A 22,681-nucleotide genomic window follows, 5' to 3' on the forward strand; every position below is an offset into this window, starting at 1 on the left:
AGTGGGCTGTCGAATTCCAGCGTCGATTACTCGCTCGTCGATGACCGGGGTTTGGGAACTTCGACTTGAATTTCGTTCCCCACAACTTTGATGGCGTAGCATTCGGTCCTGATCTTCGACTTGGGGCTGTCCATCCAGGTCCCGTCTTTGACGCTGAATTTCCAGGCGTGCCAGGGGCAGATCACGTCGCAGCCTTCCAGATACCCGGCTGCCAGTGAAGCGCCCATGTGGGGGCAGGAATCATTGATCGCGAAAAATTCCCCACCGCGCCGAAAGACCGCCACCAGAGTTCCATTCAGCGGAAATGCTCGGCCTTCTCCCTCTGGAATCGCCTCGGTTGTGCAGACGGTTTGAAATTCCAAATTCGCATCAGTCATCATCGAATTGCCTTGTAGAGTATTCGTTGTCACAATTTTGAACTCATTTGATCCGTTGCACTCGTTCCAGCGTAGTATCCTCGTTCGGGGAAATCGATCCAGACATCGGGTCATGGTTCCCGACCGAAACGGCTGAAACGAGAAGCCCCGGAGAAATGGGGACGGCCCGTTAATCACCGGGCGCCCTGGTTACCGCAGATGATTTCAGCAATGCAAACCCGCTGGATGCGATGGTGTTCCGGTTCAGGGGGACCATCGCGCACGTTGACTGTGAAGCAATATCCTTCCACGGAGCTTCGACGATGAATTCGAGTGAAGTGTGGTACTACGCTGACGGCCAGCAGTCGGTCGGTCCAATGTCACTGGCCGAACTGAAAGCGGCATTACCGAAGCTCGATGGAAAAGAAACTCTTGTGTTCGGTCCGGGCCTCGTCCAGTGGACCGAGGCCAAGCATGTCGACGAGATCATGGAAGAGGTGAGTCCCCCGACCCCGCCACCGCTGCGCCAATCGTCCCGACGATCCGATGAGATTGATTACGAAATCTTCGGCGAAGAGATGCAGTACGTCGTCGTGGAACTGGACCCCGGCGAAATGGTCATGGCCGAAGCGGGCGCAATGATGTTCATGACCAGCGAGATCAAAATGGAGACTCGCTTCGGCGATCCCTCGAAACAAGACAACTCGCTGCTGGGCAAACTCATGACGGCTGGCAAGCGGGTAATGACAGGCGAATCCCTGTTTATTACAACGTTTACTCAGACGGGCAAAGGCAAAGGTCAAGTTGCGTTTGCCTCACCCTACCCCGGAAAGATCCTGGCGGTCGACCTCACACAGATCGGTGGAGAACTGATCTGTCAGAAGGATTCCTTCGTTTGTGCAGCGCGAGGAATCGAATTGGGGATCGCCTTCCAGAAGAAAATCGGTGTGGGGTTGTTCGGCGGCGAAGGCTTCGTCATGCAGAAGCTGACAGGCGACGGCGTGGCCATGATTCATGCTGGTGGAACCCTGATGCGAAGGACTCTCAGGCCGGGCGAGGTCCTCAAACTCGACACGGGATGCCTTGTCGCCCTGCAGCCCTCCGTCAAGTACGACATTCAATTCGTCGGCGGTTTTAAGAATACTCTCTTTGGGGGCGAAGGATTGTTTCTGGCAACCGTGTCGGGGCCGGGAGAAGTCTGGCTGCAGTCCTTACCCTTCTCGCGTCTGGCAGGCCGGATGATGTCGGCGGGAATCGGGGCTTCACGCAAAGATGAAGGGAGCGTCCTCGGGGGGATCGGCAGTATGCTGATGGGAGGAAACGAGTAGTCGGCTCCCCCTCAGCGCTGACTGCTGACTACTGGACAATGATGGTACTGGGGTCAAATCGTGTGTACGCCATCACCAGCAATGGAACGATGGCCACGCACTGAATCAGCAGCGCTGCGGCGGCAGAAATCCCCGCGATGAACGGCGATTGAAAAACGACCCCGCCCGGTATGGCTGCGAGCCCCATCAGCAGTAATGCCGCTCCCAGCATCAGCATCTTGAGCGCGATGAATATGATCTGTTTTCCTGAATTCTGGAAATCACCGGGAGCCCCCTTCGACATTCGCGTCGGATAGACATAGAAGACCAGCTTATCGATTGCGAACAACAGGAAATTCATCGGAACCATAAGGACGGCGCCACAGATCAGCCAGATCGCGACCGCCGGGAAGAAACAGCTCAACATTCCGATAAACACAATCTGGATAGCCGAAACAATCAGGGGAAATCCCACCAAGTCCCCGAGGACGATCGAAACTGATCGGATTGGTAGCGATTTCAGGTAACCGACTCGCTCGATATCGTGCTGAAGAGTCAGGCAGATCAGGAAGCTGAGATAGGCCATCGCCCCCACTCCGGCTGCAGGAGCCCCGAATTCTCGTGTCTGCGGGGAGTTCGAGGTTGCCATCAGGTAGACCAGCCCCGAGGCGAACAGAACGGCTCCTCCCAGAATCCACAACGTACTGGCGGACGACCGGATCGTCGTCGTCATCCGCTGCCAGAGAATGGGTCCGATCCCTGACCAGAACGGAAGCGGGGGAAGCCGGCGTCGCGCCACTTCGGAATTGGTCGGGCTGAAGGCATCCCAGATCCCCTTGGATTGCAGCGCTTTCATTCGCTGCGTCATCTTCTCGCTGAATGCCATCGCCGCTTCAAGCGTCAGCCCATCCAGTCGAAACACCAGGACCAACAAGGCCGTGTCAACCAGCAGAATGATGGCCGCGTTGAACAGAAACGACGGCCAGTCGTCCGCACGGAGCGCCCCAACAAAAACTTGAAATGGAACCAGTAGAGCGGATCCCGCAGGAGATTCCTTAAACATGGTGAGGAACGAAGCCAGATCCTCTGCGGCAGTCCCCGCAGTCTGCATGATGCCCATGAGTACCAGCGAGCCAATCACCAGCCCCAGTACCTGCCGCACGATCGTGTTGATTCTCGCCTTCAGTATTTGCCTGGTGAAGGCCACGTTGATCGTGAGCAATTGCACGAAGGATAACGTCATCACCAGTGCCGCCGCTCGCGGAAGGATCATTGATAGCCGGGGAGTTGAAACCAGAGCGAACATCACCGATATCGTGACCATTCCGAGATGGCTTTTCAGCAATGGATATGTCAGGAGCTGCTTTCGCGTGATCGGGGCCGGAAACAGGAATGCGACTTCGCTCGGGGTGTAGTAAACGGTTGATTCGCCCGTCTGAAACAACAGGGCATAGCAGACATAGCCGAACAGACCGAGCGGCAGGAAATCATCCTGCAGCTGTCCAAAGACCTTCGCGAGCGGGGCGGATTGAGCACTGAACCTTGTGGCCAGGTAGAGCGAGCCGAGGCCGTACAGAATCATCGCAAAGATGAACAGCGCCTGAAAGATCCCCCGCGGCGTTCGCAGGCTTTTGCGGAACTGGCGAAAGTTCCCCCGCCATTGGAATCGAATCAGCTTCCATAATGCGGGGTGAAACATCGAATCGCTTCCTGCTCAGTGCAACCATCAATGCCATCAACGCGAAACCGGAAATCTTCATCTGTTTAATCGAATGACCTCAACCGGTCTTCGCAACCCCGAATGAAGGCCTTTCAAGGGGGAGTAATTATCACCGATCGCCGCTCGGTGAACTCGAAAAAGATGTCTTCCAGCGAGGTGTTGTCACCTGCGGATTCAAGACGACTTTTCGCCTCTGCAATCGTCCCCTGGAAGAGAGATTCACCCCGATGAAGAATCAACAGATGGCTGCACAGGTCATCGATCAAATCCAACAGGTGCGAGCTCACCATGATGGCAGCTCCATCCGCCGCCCGTTCCCGAATCGACGTTTTCAGAGTTCGGATTCCCCGTGGATCGAGCCCCGTCAGGGGTTCATCAAAGATGATCGCTTTCGGCTGGTGCAGGTATCCACAGCAGATCGCAACCTTCTGCCGCATCCCGCGCGAAAGTTCCTGTGCGATCGTGTTTCTTTTCTCGGTCAGTTCGAATTGCTCAAGTAACCGTTCCGCTGCTTCCCGAAAATCGTTCATACGGTAGACGGACGCGGTAAACTCGAGGTGTTCCCACACCGTCAGAACATCAAATAACTGAGGCTCATCCGGAATGAATGCCAGTTCCTTTTTTGCCGCCATCGGGTCCGCGACGACATCATGGTCGGCGACCATCAGGCGTCCTGCGGACGGATGGATGATTCCGGCCAGAGCCCGCATCGTGGTGGTTTTGCCCGCACCATTGGGACCGACGATCCCCAGAACAGAACCCGCCGCCACATCGAACGTCAATCCGCGAACGGCGATTGTATTGCCGTAAGACTTTTCATAGCCTTCTACTCGGATCATAGACTGCATTTCGTTGTTGGTGAGGAATGCTGCCCGAGAACGTCGGGTGACTGACTCTTGATTGGCCCACCGCGAATCTGACGTGCTGGCAATTGTATGAGTTTGACGCCCAAATACCATTGTGCCCCCTACCCCTCCCGTCCAGATTCGAGCCCCGGGTCAGACGGCACGCAGTGGCAAGGCCACCCGAAGTGAGACACGCCACATCCGTATTCTGACACAGCCCCGTTCTCTTTTATTGCCAAGCTCAGTTCTGCCCAACCCGGATCGTTTCAGACATGTCTACGCCGAAAATTGTCCTTACAGAGTTAACCCGCGTTCAATTGGCGGAGAAACTCGCGGAACTCGGGATCGATTCCAGGGCGATCAAAGCTGTCTGGAATGGCGTCTACGTCCGAGGACTGACCGACTTTTCTCAGATGGACACACTCGCCCGGAAGACGCAGGCGCAACTGGCCGAACACTTCACCCTAGCCCGCCCGACGATCTCGCGGGAACTCATCTCGACCGATGGGACACGCAAATGGTTGCTCGAATGGACCGATGGACAACGGGTTGAGTCTGTCTTCATTCCGGAAACGGATCGGGGCGCTTTGTGCATCTCGTCCCAGATCGGCTGCACCTTATCGTGCAGTTTCTGTCATACCGGCACGATGAGACTCGCGCGGAACCTGACCGCAGCGGAAATTGTCGCGCAGGTCCTGAATGCCCGTGATCGTCTGCAGGAATGGGGACGCAAGCGAACCGAATGCCTCTGCACAAATCTCGTCCTGATGGGAATGGGCGAACCTCTTTTCAACTACGACCACGTCGCCCGGGCCCTGCGAATCATCATGGACGGAGATGGCATCGGGATTTCCCGTCGCCGTATCATGCTTTCGACGGCCGGCGTCGTGCCGATGATTGAACGCGTGGGTCGGGAACTGGGCGTCAACCTTGCGATTAGTTTGCATGCTGTCCGTGACGATCTGCGGAATGAACTTGTGCCATTAAACAAGAAATATCCGATCAGCGAACTTCTGCGTGCCTGTCGTGAGTACCCTGCAGCAAGCAATGCGCGACGAATCACGTTCGAGTATGTCATGCTCAAGGATCTCAATGACTCCGACGCGGATGCCCGCGAACTTGTTCGTCTTTTGCAAGGGATTCACGCCAAGGTCAACTTGATTCCGTGGAACCCCTGGCCCGGTGCGGCTTACCAGACTTCCACATCTGAGCGGATCCAGGCCTTCGCCCGCATCATCGGCGAGGGGGGATTTTCGTCGGCCGTCCGAGCCACTCGGGGTGAAGACATCATGGCCGCCTGCGGACAACTGAAATCGGATGCAGAAAACCTCCCGCCCAAGCTGCTGCGACTGCAAAGATAGTCTCACGACACTTCGCACGACAGCTTTAATACCTTTTATTTCCCGCCGGTTCAGTACCACCGGGACACGTCAGGAACTGGGCATGGCTGAGAATCTCCGGCATTTTCTCCATCTCCTCAACAAGACGAGACTTCCTGCTCTGCAGTGCAGAAGCACCTTCACATGATGAGTTGTGAATACGACTGTCTTATAATAGTATTTATTCGTCAGTTTGGGCGGGTGGAGCGGGCGGTACTGCGTCCGCAGCCCCCGTCGATCATGCGCAAGTGTCGTAGCGATTCAGGGATCGGACTCATACGGGACCATCAGAGATGCCATACGAACGCGAGAAACGGCTTTACGAAGAGCAGGGCTTTGTAATCGTGAGGCAACTGCTTCCCGAATCGAAATTTGCTGAGTTACGCGAAAACATGGACCGATACATTCGCGACGTGGTCCCGTCCCTTCCCGACAGCGAAGCGTTCTATCAGGACCGGTCACGACCCGAGACACTCAAGCAACTTCAGCGCATCGGTCGCGACGCTTACTTTCGCGAATTCATGCAAGACTCCCCCTTCAATGAACTCGCAGCCGCACTGGTCGGCGAAGAAGTGGAAGCCGAAGAGCCGGAATGGTTCAATAAGCCCCCCGGCACCAATCACGTGACACCGCCCCATCAGGATAACTACTACTTCTGCCTCACACCGTCGAATGTCATCACCATCTGGATGGCACTTGATTCTGTCGACGCAGAGAACGGCTGCCTCCGGTATGTTTCCGGATCGCATCGCGAGGGATACCGCAATCACGCTCGATCCAAAATCCTGGGATTTTCACAGGGCATCATCGACTACACCCCCGATGACTTCACGCGTGAAGTGGCCATTTGCCTGCAACCAGGCGATGTGGTGGCCCATCACGGGATGACCATTCATCGAGCTGACGCCAATATTTCCGCTGAGCGACACCGGCGATCGTTCGCCATGGTGTTCAAAGGGATCTCGTGCCGCCGTGACGAAGAAGCCTTCGCACGTTACGAAAAATCAGCTCGCGCACAGCGGCAGGAAATGGGGCTGAAAAACTAGCACCCCCATCCCCCGGTCTGTCATTGTTCGGATCCCCCTTCTCAATACGAGGCATATCCCACCATGATCGACATGGGCCGATCGAGAACCGCGTCATCCATAGTTCACATGGTCCCGACTGACCCCGGGCCTGTGTGGACGAAGGATCGTCGGATCCTGCTGGACGCTCCGCCAGATGAGGATACAAACCCCCGCCCCGAAGCAATCTGGCCGACTGATGCCGTGAGAACAGGTCTTTCAGGGGTCGTCGCGCCGCGCGTGATCCGACTGCCTGATGGCATGTACCGGATGTTCTACACGCAGATTCTTCCGCAGCCGGGCCATCCGGGCGGCGCCAATGACTACGACCACTCCATGGCGCGAATCATCAGCGCCCACTCAACCGATGGGGAAAACTGGCAACCCGAACCCGGCGTTCGCCTTGGCCCCGTGGACGCAGGCAACGACATCCTGCGAGTCGTGTCGTCCGAAGTTGTGCCGACAGCCGACGCGAATACCCTGCGGATGTACTTTGAGTGCAGTGCCGGCCCCCAGTCCGACTCAAATTCCATCCGCAGCGCGCTCTCTACCGATGAAGGATTGACCTGGAGACTCGAAGAGGGTGACCGCCTTGCGAAGCGGGGCTGTAATTATTCAGCACCCCGAATCGTGTTTCTCGACAACGGACAAAGTCGACTCTACTGCTACGAGCGGGGACGGGGAATTATCAGCGCAATTGCCGGAATGGATGGCCTGCAGTTTCAGCTCGAACCGGGTGTGCGAATCGCGCAGGACGGCCCCTATGATCGCTGCTTCGCATTCGCTCCGGAAATCGTCCGCACCCCTGAAACCCCCAGCTACGTCATGTACTACGCCGGATATCGCGAACCGAACCGTGCCTTCATCCTGCGAGCAACCTCCTCAGAAGGACTGAACTGGATCAAAGAACCGCAACCCGCGATCTCACCTGGGCCGACGGGTTGGGACGCGGCTAAATCTTCTGAGATGTGCATTATCAGACTCCCTACTCCACCGGGTTCACCTCCTCGTTACCGGATGTTCTACGAAGCGTGCGACGGTACAGCACAAGGGGAACGGGGTGTCTGGAGAATCGTCAGCGCCACAACAACCTGACTGCTCCGAACGACCGATATCCGCCCGAGGTGTAATCGGAGTTCCCGCCAAACATAAAGGCCCCGACAAGACGGGAACGGGCCGAACCGTTCTCTCGAAGGCCCTGACGAGATCCACAGATCGCATCGACTGCTCAGGTTGCTACAATCCGCATTCATGCGCCCGGTCGCAGAATGAATGGAACTCTGGCAAAGGATCACTCGAAGATGGATCTCTGGCAACGAAAATACGCAGAAGGACCTTTGGTGAAGACCAAGATCGTGGCCACGGTCGGGCCCGCATCTGCGTCGTACGAAAAACTGACGGAACTGGTCCTCGCGGGTGTGGATGTCTTCCGGCTCAACTTTGCCCATGGAACCTATGAGTGGTTCGATCAGGTCGTCACCTGGATCCGTCAGGTCTCGACCGAGCTCAACCAACCCATTGCCATCCTTGCAGACCTCGCCGGCCCCAAGATCCGACTCGGCGAACTCCCCCCCGACGGACTGCGCTGCCGACACGGAGCGAGAATCGAATTCGTCCATCAGGTCGAGCCAGGGCGCCTGGATCAACTGACGTGCACGTACGAGCAATTGATCGATGACTTGCGAGTCAACGATCGGGTACTGCTCGCGGACGGCTCGGTGTCACTACGCGTCGTGGAGACTCACCCCAAACTGGGCAAAGTCGTCTGCGAGGTCGTTCAGCCTGGACTGATCCGCAGTCGCCAGGGAGTCAATCTTCCCGGAGCGATCCTGAGCACCCCCAGCGTCACCGCGAAAGATCGGGCGGACCTGCAATGGATTCTTGACCATGGCCTGGACTATGTCGGACTGAGCTTCGTTCGCAACTCCGAAGACATTCGCCTGCTGAAGCAGATCATCTCGGAACACCCGACAACCACGCGTCCCTGGATCGTCGCCAAGATCGAAAAACCCGAAGCCATCGCAGATCTCGAGCAGATCATCATTGAAACAGACGCTGTCATGGTGGCTCGCGGTGACCTGGGGGTCGAGGCTGATGTCTTCCGTGTCCCGGCGCTTCAGAAGCAGATCATCCGGATGTGCAATGAGCATCGCACCCCGGTCATTACTGCCACTCAAATGCTCGATTCGATGCAGAAAAGTGAACTGCCGACACGTGCAGAAGCGAGCGACGTCTTCAACGCCGTGCTCGACGGAACAGACGCCGTCATGCTGTCGGGTGAGACCGCCGCAGGCGATTATCCGGTCGAAGCGGTCGCGATGATGAGCCGGATCGCGCGCGAGGCCGAGCGGATGCTCGAACCGCGCATCAGCCTCAGCGACTCACGCAGCACACACCGCACCCGGGCCACGGCCATCACGGAAGCGGTGACCCACGGAGCGGGAACAGCCGCTGAACATTTAAATGCAGATTTGATCGTTGCAGCAACACGCGGGGGGAAGACGGCGATGTCGATCTCCAAACAGCGTCCCCGCATTCCGATTCTGGGCCTGACCGACCGGCCCGAAGTCGCCCGGCGACTCTGCCTGTTCTGGGGTGTCACACCGGTAGAAACTTCTGCGGTTTCGTTGCCACCCCGGGAACAGATCGCCTTCGTTGAACAGCTCGGGCGTGCTCGAAAAATGCTGGATTCGGGCCGAAAACTCGTCCTGATCGGAAGCTCTGACTGGAAGCTCGAATGGCACGACATGATGCTCGTCCACGTGGTTCCTTAGTCGTTCCTTAAGGGTCGACAGGTCGTGTCCTCGGCGGTCCAACGCCCGAGGACACGATCGTGGGAAACGGGTCGTGGCTGGACATTCAGTCATCACGTCACTAAACCATGATCTGATCTAGAGTGCACCGGCTATTGAAGTTGGCTCACTGGAACGCGGGTTGCTGGGAGCCTTTTGATCGGATTTCGACTGCCGAAATGGCGGCGAATTAATGTCACCACCCTTTGCGCGAGATGTGACTGCATGAGTAAACCGGATGGCGCAATGATCGAGGCGATTGGCCTCAGCAAGTACTACGGGCCTTTTGCCGCGACACAGGATGTCTCTTTCTCAGTTCCCCGCGGTCAGGTGGCCGCGTTCCTGGGCCCCAACGGTGCGGGAAAATCAACAACGATGAAGTTGTTGACAGGGTTCCTGGCCCCGAGTGCAGGGACGGCAAAAATCGGTGGACTGGACATGTCCGTCGACCGGATCAAGGCGGCCGAGTTACTTGGTTATCTACCCGAGAACGGTCCGCTCTATCTGGAAATGACCCCCTCTTCCATCCTGCGTTTCCTGGGCGAAGCACGCGGATTGTCCGGAGGAAGGCTCAGCGAGCGATTGGACTTTGTCGCTCAGAAGTGTTCATTGAAGGGTGTCTGGGGCAAACCCATCAGCAAGTTGTCGAAGGGCTTCCGGCAGCGCGTCGGTATGGCCCAGGCCCTGCTGCATGACCCCCAGGTGCTGATTCTGGATGAGCCGACAAGCGGCCTTGATCCGAACCAGACACACGATGTGCGCGAACTGATTCTCAGTCTTGCCAAAACGAAAACAATCCTGCTTTCGACGCACATTCTGACGGAAGTCAAAGCCGTCTGTAATCGAGTGATCCTGATCAATGACGGTCGAATCGTACTCGATGGTTCTATTGATGAGTTGGAACGGGGCGGCCACAGCATGGACCAGCGGTTCCGACAGTTGACGGGCGCCGCGAAGTAACACGCCCCCTGCCGTCAGGTTGGGGTCACAAGCAAACGCGGTATGGTCAACGAGTTCACTGGGACCGAGTTGCTTCTGTCGGTGAATGCTCAGCGAGGGTCATCCTGCCGGATGACACGTTCAGAACAACGGACGACAGGCAACTTGTTAGACGGATTCGATCGGGGTGTGTGACCTCGGTATGCGGGCAGCGGTGATTACCAGTTGCCCTGAACTGATCAGATTATTGTTTCTCAATTTGACAGGGATCGCCACAGATGCGTTCGCATGTTGTCCTTGCGGTCTTCAAACGCAACTTCTGGAGTTATTTCTCAGGAGTTATCGGATACCTCTTCATCGTGGTGTTCGTCTTTCTGGGTGCGTTTGCAGCCTTCCAGGAAAAGTTTTTCGCGAATAATGTTGCCAGTCTCGATCAATTGAACGAGTGGTTTCCTCAACTGCTGTTGTTCATTATTCCCGCCATCACGATGGGGATCTGGTCCGAAGAACGAAAGCTGGGGACCGAAGAGTTGCTCTTCACACTTCCGGTCTCGAACCTGGAGGTTCTCTTCGGGAAATATCTGGCAGTCGTCGCGGTCTACACCGTGGCTCTCGGATTCTCACTGACAAACGTCCTGATCTTGAACTGGATCGGCTCCCCGGACCCCGGTGTCATCATGACCACCTACTTGGGATACTGGCTGGCGGGTTGTGCCCTGCTCGCAGCAGGGATGGTCGCATCACAGCTCACCAGCAATGCCACCGTCGCCTTCGTGCTGGGCTCAGCCTTGTGCGCAATTCCCGTCTTTGCCGAACGTCTTTCCTTCGTCCTGAAGTCAGTCGTCCCGGAAGGGGTCTTTGAAGGCCTCAGTCTGTCATCCCAGTTAAAGCCATTCGGGATCGGACTTATCCCTTCACAAGGGCTCTTTTACTTTGTGGCTCTGGCCGGGTTGATGCTGTACATCAATTATGTCCTGATCGGATATCGCCACTGGAACAATGGCGCTGCAGGCACGAATATGGGTCCCCAGTACCTGGTTCGTTCCGTCTCGCTGTTGCTCATCCTGTTCGGCCTGGGTGTCGTCCTCTCACAAAAGGGTTTCCGATCCGACTGGACTGCTGAAAAGCTTTACTCGTTCAGCAGTACGACCAGCCAGGTTGTGAAGGACCTCAAGAGCGATCGACCTGTTTCGATTCAGGCCTTCGTCAGTCGTACTCCTCCCCGTGACTATGTCTCGGTCAAGAGCACGCTGCTTGGCCTGCTCGGTCAGTACGGACAAAGTTCGCCGAATGTCACTGTTCGCATCGTCGAAGTCGATCCTGCCAGCGAGCAGGCAGAAGAAGCCAAACAATACGGCATCGAATTCCGCGATGTTCAGTTCGAGCGTGAAGGTCGAATGCTTGTTGAAAAAGTTGCGATGGGTGCTGTCATCAATAGTGGTGCCAACGAAGTCGTGATTCCTCACTTCGGCAAGGGAACGCCGATCGAATACGAACTGACCCGTTCGATCCAGGTCGCCGCCAACGAGAAGCGAAAGACAATCGGGATTCTCGAAAGTGATGCCAAGCTGACGGGGGGCTTCGACATGCAAACGTTCCGGCAGTCACCCGAGTGGCGGATCGTCGCAGAACTGAAGAAGTCCTATAACGTTGAAAGTGTTCCCGCCTCGGCCCCGATTCACGATTCCAAGTTCGATGTGTTGATCTCGGTACTCCCCAGTTCTCTGGGAGCCAATGAGTTGGAAAACCTGGTCAACTACGTGAAGACAGGGAAACCCGTCCTGATTCTGGATGACCCGCTTCCCGCCACAAACCCCTCGCTTGCACCACGGCAACCGAAGCCAAAAGCAGGTGGCAACCCGATGATGAGCATGGGAATGCCAAACGAGCAAAAGGCTTTCGGCGGAAAGGCCACTTCACTCGTCGACCTGCTCGGGATCGAATGGGTCTATGACCAGATTGTCTGGGACAACACATCACTGTACCTGCATCCCGAATACGAAAAGCTGCTCCGCGAAGAAATCATTTCGATCAGTCCGCAAAGTGGCAATTCGAAGGCGTTCAACCCTGACAGCCCGATCACGAATCGCCTGCAGGAAGTGATGCTGTTCTTCTCAGGCTCGATCAAGGAACGTGAACTCCGTTCCGGGCAGGAAAAGACTCTGGAGTTCACTCCACTGCTGCTCACCGGTCGAAACTCCGGTTTGCTGGACTGGGACGATCTGGTGAAGAGCAGCATGTTCGGGATGAACATCGATTCCAACCCGCGCCGCATCACAGACGAGGTTGCTCACATCGTCGCGGCAGAGATTGTTTCCACTAAGGATGCCAAGGAGAACAAAATCAACGTGATCTACGTTGCAGATACCGATCTGGTCTCTGACTTCTTCTTCCATCTGCGTGAAACGAAACAGTTCAACCTCGATCTGGACAACGTCACGTTCGTCCTGAATGCAGTGGACAAGCTGGCCGACGACACCGCGATGATCGACCTGCGAAATCGACGGCCGAAAGTCCGTACGCTGACCGCGATCGAACGTCAGACAAAAGCGTTCAATGCAGCGGCGAACGAAGAGCGTAAACTGGCTTCCGATGAAGCCAAGAAAGCACTCAAGGACGCAAAGGATCGTCTGGCAGAGAAAGTCGAAAAGATCAAAAACAATGAATCGCTCGACGAAGACAGCAAGATGCAGCAGCTGATGATGGCTCAACAGGAAGAGGCACGGCGCCTGGAAGTGGAAGAGGCAAACATCAATCAGGCCAAAGAAAAGAAGATTGATGAGAGCAAGACCAAAATGGACCGGCTGACTCGAGAAGTCGAAAGCAGCTACTACACCCGGTCACTGCTGGCCTCACCCATTCCCGCCATCATGCTGGGACTCATCGTCTGGCTGATCCGCAAGAACAATGAACAACGCGATATCGCCCCTGCTCGCCGAATTGGCGGACGTGGCTAAACGACCGTTGTTTGAAGAATACCATCCAACTTACAGGCGTTGTCAGATGAATGACGACTCTATTTCCAACCGAATTCATTCCGCAGGAGCTTCGTTATGAACGAAACCGTGCGTACATCTCTATTTGTCGCAGGTGCGGTGCTCTCATTGATCGCCGCCCAGGTCACCAGCCGGGGTGTTACCAAGCCCCCTGCCGAGTTCAGTCAGGTCGGCACGCCGTTCTACCCTGACTTTGTGGATGCCGACGCAGCCAAGTCGCTGCAGGTCGTGAACTACAATCCGGAAACGGCCAGCCTCCGAATCTTCGGCGTCGAGCAGGGCTCTGACGGTGTCTGGCGAATCCCGTCCCGCAATAACTACCCCGTCGACGGAAAAGAACGGCTTGGCAAGACGGCCACCTCGATCATCGGAATCAAGAAAGAGGCCCTGGCCGGTCCGCGAAAGAGCCAGCATATCGAGTTTGGCGTGCTGGATCCCCTCAGCGAATCCGTCAGCGACTATCAGGGTGTCGGCAACCGCGTCACACTGAAAGATGGAAAAGACGGCAAAGTATTGGCCGATCTGATTATCGGTAAGGAAGTCAAAGGTCGAAGCGGCTTCTTCTATGTCCGCAATCCCTCGGAAGATCAGACCTACATCGCGAAGGTCAGTATCGACGTTTCAACAAAGTTTGCAGACTGGATCGAACCAGACCTGCTGAAGCTGGATGGTTCCAAGCTGCGATACATCAACATCGAAAAGCACAGTGTCGAGTTCGGACAGGATGGTGGTGGAAGTCTGGCCGGAAAAGAATCAAACCGGCTGACCCGAACTTCCGCAACGGACAAATGGAAGCTCGATGGACTTGATGATGCAGCCGAAGAAGTCAACGAAGACGAAGTCCGCAAGCTCGTCCAAGCGCTCGACGATCTGAAGATCGTTGGCGTGCGTCCCAAAAATGAAAAGTTGAAGAAGCGACTGCAGGACGATCAGGGGCTGGCACTGGACGACCGCACGCGGCGAGAGATGGAAGAGATTGGGTTCTTCTTCGTCCGTATGCCCGACCGGAAAGGGATGGCAATGATCTCTCAGGAAGGAGATCTGGCTGCCGTCACCGAACAGGGGGTCGCTTACGAGTTGCACTTCGGTTCCGTCTTTTCCGGGACTGAAGAAGAAGTTGAAGCCGGATTTATCAACAAGGGTGAAGAGAAGTCCGACGCAGACGGGAAAGAGGCTGAGAACAAAGAGAAGAAAGACGAAGCCGACGCCAAAACGGACGCTCGCAAGATCAAGAGTCGCTATCTCTTCGCACAGGCCCAGTTCGATCCATCGGCTCTCGGCCCAAAACCTGAAGCACCCGAAAAGCCCGCAGCCCCTGCCGAACCAGCAGCTGCAAACGAAGAAACGCCTGCCGACGCCGCTGCAGCAGAGAACGTCGGCGAAAAGCCCGATCCCAAGAAGGTACACGAAGAGGCCTTGGCCAAGTACGACATCGATCTCAAGAAATACGAAGCGGACCTCAAATCGTATGAAGAGAAAGTCAAAACCGGCGAAAAGCTGGTTAAAGACCTGAACCGGCGGTTTGCCGACTGGTACTATGTCATCTCGGGCGACAGCTTCGAAAACCTGCGACAGGGTCGGAAAACGCTGGTGAAGCCAAAGTCGACTCCTGAAAATGCAGCAGGTCAGTCGTCGCCGGCCGGAAACGTCGACCCTCAAGACGCTCCTGATTCCCAGGATGCATCGGCGAACTGAATTCCCCGGATGCAGGAATCCCAATGGAACTTCGTCAAATCGGCCGCACTGAGATCCTGGTTACTCCACTGGCGATGGGGTGCTGGCCGATTGCCGGAGTGACCAGCGTCGGAGTGACTGACGAGCAAAGCCTTGCCACGCTTCAGGCCGCCGTTGATGGCGGCCTGAATTTCTTTGATACCGCCTACTGCTATGGCTACGACGGAGAAAGCGAAAAGCTGATCCGACGTGCCTTGGGGCATCGCCGAGACGAACTCGTGATCGCGACCAAGGGAGGTATCCACTATGAAAATCGTGTCCAGGTCAAGGATGCCCGGCCCGCCACATTAGAGCGAGAATGTGAGGAAAGCCTGAAAAGGCTGGGGACCGATTACGTCGACCTGTACTACCTGCACGCCCCTGACCCCAATACACCAGTGGAGGAGTCCGCGGGTGCGCTGAAGGGGCTGCTGCAATCGGGAAAAGTCCGCAGCATTGGCGTTTCCAACTTTTCCCTTCAGCAATTAATCGCCTTTCAGGCGGTCTGCCCCCTCGCTGCTTACCAGCCACACTACAACATGCTGCAGCGGGAAATTGAGGAATCCCAGCTACCGTGGTGTATTGAGAATCATGTCTCTGCCATCGTGTATTGGCCCCTCATGAAGGGCCTGCTGGCCGGAAAGCTTCCCCGGGACTATCAGTTCGATCCGAAAGATGGTCGGCCCAAGTACCCGATGTTCTCGGGAGACGAGTGGAACAAGAACCAGGACTTTCTCGATCGGTTGAGACCGATCGCGGAGGAGTGTCAGTCGACCGTCGCCCAGCTGGTCCTTAACTGGACGATTCAGCGTCCCGGGATCACCGTGGCACTGTGTGGTGCCAAGCGTCCGGACCAGATCCGCGATAACGCGGCGGCTCTGACATGGACGCTGACCGCCGAACAGATTTCCCGCATCGATCAGGCCATTCAAGATCGCGGCGCCGCCGCATCTCGAGCTGCCGTCTGACCGCCACCCCAACGCGATCAATACAACTCCCCATAAGCGGTTTCAGACCTAGGCAGGAATCGAGCGGACGAACATCGCGAATTCGTCTGATCCCCTCATGGAATCTGTCCAGGACGAGGATCCAATGACCCTCGTCCGTCGCCCGTTCCAGAGTCGTCGCACCGCGTCACGCGATGAAGCGTTCAAGCGGTTTTCTGCTCGGGGTATTTGATACGACCGTGGTGGATGCCGATCAGCGACTTCGTGAGCGAATCCTCGATGACAGCCAGTTCGCTCAGTGTTAACGAGCTTTCATCAAACTGACCATCCAGCAGCCGCTTCATCGCGATTTCGTGGACGAGCGTCTCGAGTCGCTTTGGCGTTGGCTCGGCCAGCGTCCGGCTTGCCCCTTCCACAGCGTCGGCGATCATCAATACGGCCGCTTCCCGAGACTGCGGCCGAGGGCCTGGATATCGGTACGCCGATTCCTGCACGTCGTAGCGATGGTCAGGCTGCATTTCCGCCTGCTTTGTCGCAGCGTGAAAGAAGTACTCGACCAGCGTGGTCCCATGATGCTGCTCGATAAAATCGATCAGCGGTTCGGGAAGGTTATGCTGGTGGGCCAGTTCAACCCCGTCTTTGACGTGACCAATAATCACCAGGGCACTCATCGCCGGATTCAGCGATTCATGGCGGCTGGTTTGGCCAGCAGTCATATTCTCCACAAAGTAATGGGGCTTCATCATCTTCCCGATGTCGTGATAGTACGCCCCCACACGACACAACAAGCCGTTGGCCCCGATAGCGTCCGCAGCCGTCTCGGCAATCGTGGCAACCCCGTTGGAGTGACTGTAAGTCCCCGGCGCCCGCTGAATCAGTTCCTGCAGCAACGGATGCGAGACATCGCTCAGTTCCAGCAGACTGATATCCGTGACCACACCGAACAGATTTTCGACGAATGGCAGACTACCGGAAACCAGGAATCCAGACAGAAAACACCAGCCGGCTCCCCGCAGTCCATTCAAGAGAAAGCGGTGATCGGCGTCTGCCCACAATTGTCCCAGCTGCTGCGTTTCGATGATCCCCGTACCGAGTGTGATGAACAGGTACGTCAGTGCCGCGCCGAATCCCACTTTGACCAGCTTCATGCGGTTGGACACCTGATTGAGTGGTACCACCGAAGCAGCAATCGCGCTCATCAGGACCACAAACCCGCTCACGTCCCCCCCGATGGAAAGCGTCACGACGAGTGACATGGCGAAGCCGGTGAGTGCCGCCAGAACCTGGTTATAGGCGATCGCCAGCACCATCACAGTGCAGAGCAGTGGCACAACTTCCGCTCGCCAGTGATCGAACGACAGCAACCGACTCAACACGACTGACAGCGTGACCGCGAACAGATAGACGGCCAGTCGACTGACATTCGTCGCCAGCCTTCGCTCGTTCCTCACCAGGTAGCAGCCAATCAATCCGCTCAGGACGATCAACAGTAAAAGAACTGTGACCATCCGCACGATGCGTTCGCCGATGCCCACGCGGCTTTCAAGCTCGTCGTACTGGGCATGCAGGACGTCCAGGTATTCCTCGGTAATCTTGCTACCCGGTGGAACCAGCAGCGTCCCTCGCTTGTACGTATCTTTCACGGGCGGGGTCGACAGGTTCGCCAGAGTGATTCGCTGGTTCGTCGTCGCCAGATCAAACTCGAGTGAAGGAATGATGCGATTGCGAAGCCACTTCTCGAGGATCGGCTGCAGGGGAGTCAAAAGTGGAAACGACTTCCACTGGCTCCCAAGGCTGCCTGTTGCCTTGAGCAGTTCGTCGAGAACGACGTCCGACGCAAACCGCTTGGGTGGGTCTTCGGTCGAGTCACTGAGAATGCTGATTTCGTCGTCGAGGCGAATTTTCTGACGTGGCCGTGACAGCTCTGCCAGGTCGACAATCCCGACCTGCAGCAGCGGAGCCACGAATTGTGAGAATTCGCCATACAGTTCGTTGATCGGTCGCTCTGCCAGATTCGCTGGACCAAGCGCTGATCGAAGGGATTTCCACTCTTCTTCGAAGGCGGTCGTGCGGGGATCGAGCGGAGTTGGCCCACTCGCAATCCAGCCGAACGCCGCGCGACACTCGGCCGAAAGTTCTTCGAAGCGACTCACTTCGACAACTTCCAGCAGATGACGCCTGAGATCGGTCCCCAGGTTCTCAAGCCGCTCAACCCCGGCCGGAATCTTCCGGAAGACGGGGGGTTCGCGATTGATGCGGTCGATTCGGGCAAGCTCTGTCTTGTCCTGATTGACGCGGGTGAAATCGACGCGAGCCAGCATCCCGTTCGGAACATCGTCACCCAGACGATGAGGGAACGGAGCCTGCCAACTTTGCAATGCAATGACCAGACCTGCCAAAACGACGAAGCAAATTGCGAGACGCAATGCGACATCGGTTTGGCTCAGTCGTTCTGTTAGACGGCCGGACCAGGACGTGCCCACCTTGTGAACGGACAGTCGGCCCGGACGTACTCGACGAGAGAAGAAAAAGCTCATACCTTCTGTTTCTGAGAACCGACAAGGACTTAGGTCAGTCGGTGTCTGAGTTTGGTAGTGCGGATGGTTTCGACGCGTCAGTGACACCAGATTCGGACACGGTATCGGACGTTGACGACAGTTCACTGAGCGGAACTTCCTCGACATCGCCCGTGCCCGGGTTCACATTTTCCGTTTCGCCAGCTTGGTGCCAGGAATTCTCCCACCTGCCGTCTGGAGGGCCGTCTCGACGTACATCGTACGCCTGGACGATCTTACGAACGAGCGGATGTCGGACAATATCCGAACCGGAGAGTGACACAGTGGCAATTCCCGGAATATTTCTCAACCGGCGAATGGCGTCATTAAGGCCACTTTCGACACGGTCCGGAAGGTCGGTTTGCGTTCCGTCACCCGTAACGACGATCTTTGAATGATGTCCCATTCGGGTCAGGAACATCTTCATCTGGGTAACGGTCGTATTCTGAGCCTCGTCGAGAATCATGAACGTGTTATTCAGCGTTCGCCCACGCATGTAGGCCAGCGGGATAATCTCGATCACTTCTTTATCGAGGTAACGCTGGACCTGTTCAAAGTCCAGAATGTCACCCAGTGCGTCGAGCAACGGACGCAGATAGGGATTCACTTTGGCCAGCATATCCCCGGGCAGGAAGCCCAGCTTTTCACCCGCTTCGACCGCAGGCCGCACGAGCACGATCTTTCGTACCTGTTCGAGCCGCAGTGCGTTAACTGCCATCGCTACGGCAAGATACGACTTACCTGATCCCGCTGGACCTTCGCAGATCACCAGGTCATGCTCACGAATGGCTCGGATATAGTCACGCTGTCCGGTCCCCAGCGGGCGGATTTTCCGGGCTTTGTGAAATACATCAATCAATTCATCAGGATTCGAACTGACCGGGAACTGGCCTCGGTGCAAGGCTCGATCGAATTCATCGTCGTCCAGCAGGCCTTTCTGTTCGATGATCGATCGCAGTTCAGAAACAATTTCCTTCCCGAGATCGACTTGAGCCTGCTCGCCGTGAAGATGAAGCTCGTCACCGCGGAGAACGACGTCAAGATGCAGAACATCTCGCAAACGACGAAGGTTCTTATCGCGAAGCCCGAAAAGGGTGCGAACATCTTCATAGTTGCGAAACTGAACTCGTCCTTCAGACATAAACTTTTCCTGAGATCGCCAGTCTTCGTCCCACTGGAAGCAGAGAGTGCATTCCGAGTGCCAATGTCAGACTGGAAGTGTCCGCGACCCGCGGTCGCGTGCTGCGTACACTTTAACGTTTTTGGGAATCACTCGCAAAAGAACTACACACGAAAATGGATTCGTCGTAAAACTCGGCCGAATTTACGCCGCAACGGTCTGGGCAAGACGGTTGTTTTGTGAAGTCTGTGACTTCCGTAGCGGTTGTATTCAAGGTAGGGGCGTAGAAAGTTCGATGAGAGACTAAAGGATTTTCACTGTCGTCAGGACGCATAAGTTTCCCACGACACCGCCGTTTGCGGCGGCAACACGGAAGTTGCCCAATGTACGAAGCCAGTTTTGATTTGAAGCGTCGCCCGTTTGGCGCAACTCCTGATGCCACATGCTTTCTCGCTGCCGCACCGATTCAAGCCGCACTGGATGAGGTGCTTGTCTGCATTGAACAAGGCCAAGGGATTTCTGTGGTGACGGCGCCGGCTGGCGTGGGAAAGACGCTGTTGTGCGAACGCCTGAGAATGGAACTGAAGCCTCGTTTTGAAACCATCTTCCTTCGCCATGCCAGTTTTCTTACACGTCGCGCCCTCCTGCAGACATTGCTTTGCGAGCTCAATCATTCGTATCAGCACTCGTCGGAACAAGAGCTTCGCCTTGCGCTTTGGCCCGCAATCCGTAAATTACAGCCTCAGCGAGAAGCGCTGGTCCTGATTTGCGATGAAGCTCACCAATTGTCCAAAAACCTGATCGAGGAATTGCGTATCCTTGCCGACTTCGCCGAAGCGGGAAAACCGCTGGTCCGGCTGGTCCTGGTGGGGCAGCTCAATCTGGAAGATAAGCTCGCCCTTCCCAGCCTCGAAGCGTTCAACCAGCGTATCCGTGCGCATGTCAGCCTGCCCACATTCGACCGCGCCGGGTCTCTCGACTACATCGATTACCGTCTCACCTGGGCAGGTGGACGTACCCACGAAATTTTCACCCCGCAGGCGCTGGATGTCATCGTGCAGGCCAGCGATGGGGTTCCCCGATGCATGAATCAACTGGCAGACCATACCCTGCTGCTCGCCTTTGTTGCCGAACAGCGTCCCGCCGGTGAAGAACTCGTTCGCGAAGCCCTCAACGACCTGCGACAGCTTCCTCTGCAGTGGAACGAGCCATCCACCCCGACGAGGTCGTACGAGCAACCAACGTTCGGTCAGACTGTCGAGTCGGTCGAAGACGACTCCATCGGCAACGCGATTGAACGGAATAGTTCCCATCCCTCTGCGTATGCCTACGAATCATCGTCCCTCGAGGTGGGCACCGAGTTGCCTGCCTGGAAAGATTCTTCCTTCAAAACAGAAACGGATGAACCGGTGAACCACAATAATCTCCATTCGTGGGAAACCGCCAGTTGGGTCGAACCTGTCGCCATCGAAGCGCAGAGCGATGACTGGAAACATGTCATTGATCTGTTCCGTGTCGCGGAAAGCGAATCCTCGCCCTCAACATCCGAAACGAATGAAGAAGATGCGCAGGAATTTACCTTGTCGTCTGCCTCAGAGTCGTCTAGCACAGAGCAGGAATCGTCCGACGAGGAAGTTTCCACACCGCAGTACACGTTCAGTGCGCGTTCTCGTCGAGTTGACCACGCCCCACAGTCAGTCACCAGCGATGGTGACGATGATGAGACGCTCTCAGGTGAACTCGAAGAGTCCGAAACCGAATCGGACGAAACGCCTTCCGCTCCAGCCCCGGTAACACCGCGTGTCGACAGACAGCGGTCCGAGGAACGTCGGGTGAGTTCTCATTCGCCAGCAAATCCTCAGTACATTTCGAAACCTTCCGAAGTCTTCGAAGAAGAAGTCATTTTTGACCGGTACGCTGCAATCGACGCGGGATTTGTTCCCGCGTTCGCGCCTTACGTCGACACGGCAAAACCCGCGGAGGTTCACGCTCAGCCGCAGACCGCATCAAGTCTGGCTGCGCAGCGCGACATCAAACCTGTTGAGAGCGAAACTCCGATGGCGCCGGCTCAGGTCATCGCTCCCGCGAATGCCCACGAGCTGATCGTGGAGCAGGTGCTCGAATCGGTGGGACCAGCATCACACAATCTGGATTCGCACGAGCTTGAACAGATTCTGGGCGCGGTTCATGAGCTGATTGAACTCACAAATCAGGAAGTCGCGGAATCGCATTCGAGTTCCTCGTTTGAATCCCTGACGGCACCTCCGATTCAACTCGACGAGCCGCAACTGACCGAAGAAATCGTCGCCGAAGATGTCTTCGACTGGAATCAGTCCAAGGAACAGCCCCAGCGTCCTCAGTACGTTGAACATGATCCGAATCTTGTCGAAGAGGCAGAGCGGACCCATGACCTCTATGAGGAAGCCGCGAAAACCGATTGGTGGTCACCTCCCTCACGACAGGATGAAGAGGAGATTCTCCGTTCGCTCCAGCGAGACATTCCTGCCGTCCCACCCGCGAACGCTCCGTCTGCTGCCGAACTGACTTCGACTATTGAAAGCGCAGCGGGTTGGGAAGTCGTGGAAACCGATCCTGTCGAACAGACTGAGACAAAGCGGCCGTTCCGTTACCTCTTCAGCATGCTGCGACGGAAGCAGCAGCAAACACACTGATAGGACGACATCGGTCTAACCGGGCACAGCAGCAAACGTAAACCGTGCTGCTGCTGAATGACTCCAATTCTGAGTTTCGGCCATCGGGAATCCGGCCGGCAATCCCCTGGCAAGTTGTCGGCTATTGCTTGAGTAAGCCCCTGATCGACCGCTTCCGCGCAAGCCGTTCGCGAAAGCCTGAATTGCAGACTCGACGGCATGAATGCGGGCAGTCGCTCACCGCCAGTCCTCTTTCTGGTGCTCACATCGGATGGGTCGACGGAGACAAATCGATGC

At 56.2% G+C, this 22,681-nt stretch carries 15 protein-coding genes; 10 read left to right on the forward strand and 5 right to left on the reverse strand.

Annotated elements, in window-relative coordinates; genetic code table 11:
- Positions 1 to 26 precede the first annotated feature (26 nt).
- Positions 27 to 380 (reverse strand): Rieske (2Fe-2S) protein, encoded by a 354-nt coding sequence (locus tag ACGY09_RS05940; protein WP_397570851.1) that lies wholly within the window; start codon positions 378 to 380, stop codon positions 27 to 29.
- Between the two features lie 299 nt (positions 381 to 679).
- Here ACGY09_RS05940 and ACGY09_RS05945 point away from each other — a divergent pair, with 299 nt between their 5' ends.
- A complete protein-coding gene (locus ACGY09_RS05945) occupies positions 680 to 1,684 on the forward strand; it encodes a TIGR00266 family protein (RefSeq protein ID WP_397570852.1) in 1,005 nt (334 codons plus the stop codon).
- 28 nt (positions 1,685 to 1,712) lie between these two features.
- Here the strand turns inward: ACGY09_RS05945 and ACGY09_RS05950 are convergent, their stop codons facing one another.
- Together ACGY09_RS05950 and ACGY09_RS05955 are read right to left on the reverse strand one after the other, a co-directional pair.
- Positions 1,713 to 3,362 carry a putative ABC exporter domain-containing protein gene (locus ACGY09_RS05950; RefSeq protein ID WP_397570853.1) on the reverse strand — a complete coding sequence of 550 codons (1,650 nt, stop codon included), beginning with the start codon at positions 3,360 to 3,362 and terminating at the stop codon, positions 1,713 to 1,715.
- A 113-nt stretch (positions 3,363 to 3,475) separates the two neighbouring features.
- Positions 3,476 to 4,222 (reverse strand): ABC transporter ATP-binding protein, encoded by a 747-nt coding sequence (locus ACGY09_RS05955; RefSeq protein ID WP_397570854.1) that lies wholly within the window; start codon positions 4,220 to 4,222, stop codon positions 3,476 to 3,478.
- A gap of 278 nt (positions 4,223 to 4,500) precedes the next feature.
- On the opposite strand from ACGY09_RS05955, the gene rlmN reads away from it, so the two are divergent.
- The 8 genes from rlmN (at position 4,501) to ACGY09_RS05995 (ending at position 16,079) form a co-directional block, all read left to right on the forward strand.
- Positions 4,501 to 5,589, forward strand: a complete 1,089-nt coding sequence (gene rlmN / locus ACGY09_RS05960; protein ID WP_397570855.1) for a 23S rRNA (adenine(2503)-C(2))-methyltransferase RlmN — start codon at positions 4,501 to 4,503, stop codon at positions 5,587 to 5,589.
- Positions 5,590 to 5,900: 311 nt separating this feature from the next.
- Positions 5,901 to 6,653, forward strand: coding sequence for a phytanoyl-CoA dioxygenase family protein (locus ACGY09_RS05965; RefSeq protein ID WP_397570856.1), 753 nt, complete (start codon positions 5,901 to 5,903; stop codon positions 6,651 to 6,653).
- A 132-nt stretch (positions 6,654 to 6,785) separates the two neighbouring features.
- Positions 6,786 to 7,766, forward strand: coding sequence for a hypothetical protein (locus tag ACGY09_RS05970; RefSeq protein ID WP_397570857.1), 981 nt, complete (start codon positions 6,786 to 6,788; stop codon positions 7,764 to 7,766).
- 206 nt (positions 7,767 to 7,972) lie between these two features.
- Positions 7,973 to 9,445 carry a pyruvate kinase gene (pyk, locus tag ACGY09_RS05975; protein ID WP_397570858.1) on the forward strand — a complete coding sequence of 491 codons (1,473 nt, stop codon included), beginning with the start codon at positions 7,973 to 7,975 and terminating at the stop codon, positions 9,443 to 9,445.
- Positions 9,446 to 9,688: 243 nt separating this feature from the next.
- Positions 9,689 to 10,423: an ABC transporter ATP-binding protein gene (locus ACGY09_RS05980; protein ID WP_397570859.1), complete on the forward strand. Its 735-nt coding sequence runs from the start codon at positions 9,689 to 9,691 to the stop codon at positions 10,421 to 10,423.
- A 257-nt stretch (positions 10,424 to 10,680) separates the two neighbouring features.
- Entirely contained in the window at positions 10,681 to 13,359 is a 2,679-nt protein-coding gene (locus tag ACGY09_RS05985) for a Gldg family protein (protein WP_373651176.1), read from the forward strand.
- Positions 13,360 to 13,455: 96 nt separating this feature from the next.
- Positions 13,456 to 15,093: a DUF4340 domain-containing protein gene (locus ACGY09_RS05990; RefSeq protein ID WP_373651175.1), complete on the forward strand. Its 1,638-nt coding sequence runs from the start codon at positions 13,456 to 13,458 to the stop codon at positions 15,091 to 15,093.
- A gap of 23 nt (positions 15,094 to 15,116) precedes the next feature.
- Positions 15,117 to 16,079 (forward strand): aldo/keto reductase, encoded by a 963-nt coding sequence (locus ACGY09_RS05995; RefSeq protein ID WP_397570860.1) that lies wholly within the window; start codon positions 15,117 to 15,119, stop codon positions 16,077 to 16,079.
- A gap of 182 nt (positions 16,080 to 16,261) precedes the next feature.
- Here ACGY09_RS05995 and ACGY09_RS06000 read toward each other — a convergent pair whose 3' ends face one another.
- Both ACGY09_RS06000 and ACGY09_RS06005 read right to left on the reverse strand, forming a co-directional pair.
- A complete protein-coding gene (locus tag ACGY09_RS06000) occupies positions 16,262 to 18,595 on the reverse strand; it encodes an HD family phosphohydrolase (RefSeq protein WP_397570861.1) in 2,334 nt (777 codons plus the stop codon).
- A gap of 34 nt (positions 18,596 to 18,629) precedes the next feature.
- On the reverse strand, positions 18,630 to 19,754 hold the full coding sequence (locus ACGY09_RS06005; RefSeq protein WP_373651172.1) for a PhoH family protein: 1,125 nt from the start codon (positions 19,752 to 19,754) through the stop codon (positions 18,630 to 18,632).
- 362 nt (positions 19,755 to 20,116) lie between these two features.
- Here ACGY09_RS06005 and ACGY09_RS06010 point away from each other — a divergent pair, with 362 nt between their 5' ends.
- Positions 20,117 to 22,405, forward strand: coding sequence for an ExeA family protein (locus ACGY09_RS06010; protein ID WP_397570862.1), 2,289 nt, complete (start codon positions 20,117 to 20,119; stop codon positions 22,403 to 22,405).
- The last annotated feature ends 276 nt before the right edge of the window (positions 22,406 to 22,681 follow it).

The organism is Schlesneria sphaerica (genome assembly GCF_044336245.1).
Taxonomy (GTDB): domain Bacteria; phylum Planctomycetota; class Planctomycetia; order Planctomycetales; family Planctomycetaceae; genus Schlesneria; species Schlesneria sphaerica.

Bases quoted from the DNA above. Each gene is read 5' to 3' on its own strand.
- ACGY09_RS05940 (WP_397570851.1), bottom strand. From the start codon at position 380: ATGATGACTGATGCGAATTTGGAATTTCAAACCGTCTGCACAACCGAG.
- ACGY09_RS05945 (WP_397570852.1), top strand. From the start codon at position 680: ATGAATTCGAGTGAAGTGTGGTACTACGCTGACGGCCAGCAGTCGGTC.
- ACGY09_RS05950 (WP_397570853.1), bottom strand. From the start codon at position 3,362: ATGTTTCACCCCGCATTATGGAAGCTGATTCGATTCCAATGGCGGGGG.
- ACGY09_RS05955 (WP_397570854.1), bottom strand. From the start codon at position 4,222: ATGATCCGAGTAGAAGGCTATGAAAAGTCTTACGGCAATACAATCGCC.
- rlmN (WP_397570855.1), top strand. From the start codon at position 4,501: ATGTCTACGCCGAAAATTGTCCTTACAGAGTTAACCCGCGTTCAATTG.
- ACGY09_RS05965 (WP_397570856.1), top strand. From the start codon at position 5,901: ATGCCATACGAACGCGAGAAACGGCTTTACGAAGAGCAGGGCTTTGTA.
- pyk (WP_397570858.1), top strand. From the start codon at position 7,973: ATGGATCTCTGGCAACGAAAATACGCAGAAGGACCTTTGGTGAAGACC.
- ACGY09_RS05980 (WP_397570859.1), top strand. From the start codon at position 9,689: ATGAGTAAACCGGATGGCGCAATGATCGAGGCGATTGGCCTCAGCAAG.
- ACGY09_RS05985 (WP_373651176.1), top strand. From the start codon at position 10,681: ATGCGTTCGCATGTTGTCCTTGCGGTCTTCAAACGCAACTTCTGGAGT.
- ACGY09_RS05990 (WP_373651175.1), top strand. From the start codon at position 13,456: ATGAACGAAACCGTGCGTACATCTCTATTTGTCGCAGGTGCGGTGCTC.
- ACGY09_RS05995 (WP_397570860.1), top strand. From the start codon at position 15,117: ATGGAACTTCGTCAAATCGGCCGCACTGAGATCCTGGTTACTCCACTG.
- ACGY09_RS06000 (WP_397570861.1), bottom strand. From the start codon at position 18,595: ATGAGCTTTTTCTTCTCTCGTCGAGTACGTCCGGGCCGACTGTCCGTT.
- ACGY09_RS06005 (WP_373651172.1), bottom strand. From the start codon at position 19,754: ATGTCTGAAGGACGAGTTCAGTTTCGCAACTATGAAGATGTTCGCACC.
- ACGY09_RS06010 (WP_397570862.1), top strand. From the start codon at position 20,117: ATGTACGAAGCCAGTTTTGATTTGAAGCGTCGCCCGTTTGGCGCAACT.